Annotated in this window: 1 protein-coding gene; it reads left to right on the top strand. The window is 70.5% G+C overall.

All coding sequences use genetic code 11. From position 1 onward, the window contains the following. Window positions 1-1113: acyltransferase domain-containing protein (locus C4V41_RS60530; RefSeq protein WP_146104320.1), on the top strand; the 1113-nt coding region annotated here is incomplete at both ends.

The following is a 1113-nucleotide window of genomic DNA, read 5'->3' as shown; positions in this document are numbered from 1 at the left end:
GATCCGATCGAGGCGCAGGCGTTGCTGGCCGCCTACGGTCAGGACCGGCTATCGCCGTTGTGGCTGGGGTCGGTGAAGTCGAATCTGGGGCACACTCAGGCGGCGGCCGGGGTGGCCGGTGTGATCAAGATGATTCTGGCGATGCGGCACGGGCTTTTGCCCAAGACGCTGCACGTCGATGCGCCGTCGTCGAAGGTGGACTGGTCCGGTGGGGCGGTGGAGCTGCTGACCGAACCCCAGCCTTGGCCTCGGGAGGCGGACCGGCCGCGCCGGGCGGGAGTGTCGTCATTCGGCATCTCAGGCACCAACGCTCATGTGATCGTGGAAGAGCCACCCGTTGAGGAGCCGTCGGCCGTCGGCGGCGGCACGGGCGTGCCGTCGGCGGAGGCTGCCGCGCTTCCGGTACTTCCGATGCTGGTCTCGGCCAAGAGCGAGGCGGCACTGCGGGCACAGGCCGGCCGGCTGGCTGGGTTCGTGGCCGAGCACGACGAGGTCAAGCTGCTGGAGGTGGCGGCTGGGCTTGCGCGCCGTGCCGCGCTGGAGCACCGGGCGGTGCTGCCGGCGACGGACCGGGAAGGTCTGCTGGCCGGGCTGCGGGCGCTGGCCGCCGGTGGTGAGTCGGCGACCGGGGAGCCGGCGGCAGGAGGGCTGACAACCGGAGGGTTGGCGGCCGGGGTGCTGGAGTCGTCCTCGATCGTGGGTCGGGTGCGGCCAGGCCGGGTGGCGGTGCTGTTCTCCGGTCAGGGCGCCCAGCGGCCCGGGATGGGTCGCGAACTGTATGCGGCTTTCCCGGTGTTCGCCCGCGCCTTCGACGAGACGTGTGCGCTACTGGAAGCCGAGCTCACCGCCTCCGATGCTGCGGGGGTTGTGAGCGGCCTGGCCGGTGGTGCGACCTTGCGGGAGATCATCCTCGGCGAGACCGGCGAGACCGGTGGTTCTGAGGCTGCTGGGTCTGGTGGTTCTGCTGCCGGTGGGGTGCTGGATCAGACGGTGCTGGATCAGACCGTGTTCGCCCAAACCGGGCTGTTCGCCCTCGAAACGGCCTTGTACCGACTGCTGGAATCGCTGGGCATCCGGCCCGATTACGTGGCCGGGCATTCGCTGGGCGAGATC

This window comes from Nonomuraea solani (assembly GCF_900108335.1).
GTDB classification, from domain to species: Bacteria; Actinomycetota; Actinomycetes; order Streptosporangiales; family Streptosporangiaceae; genus Nonomuraea; species Nonomuraea solani.
This window is presented reverse-complemented; position numbering and strand designations above follow the sequence as displayed.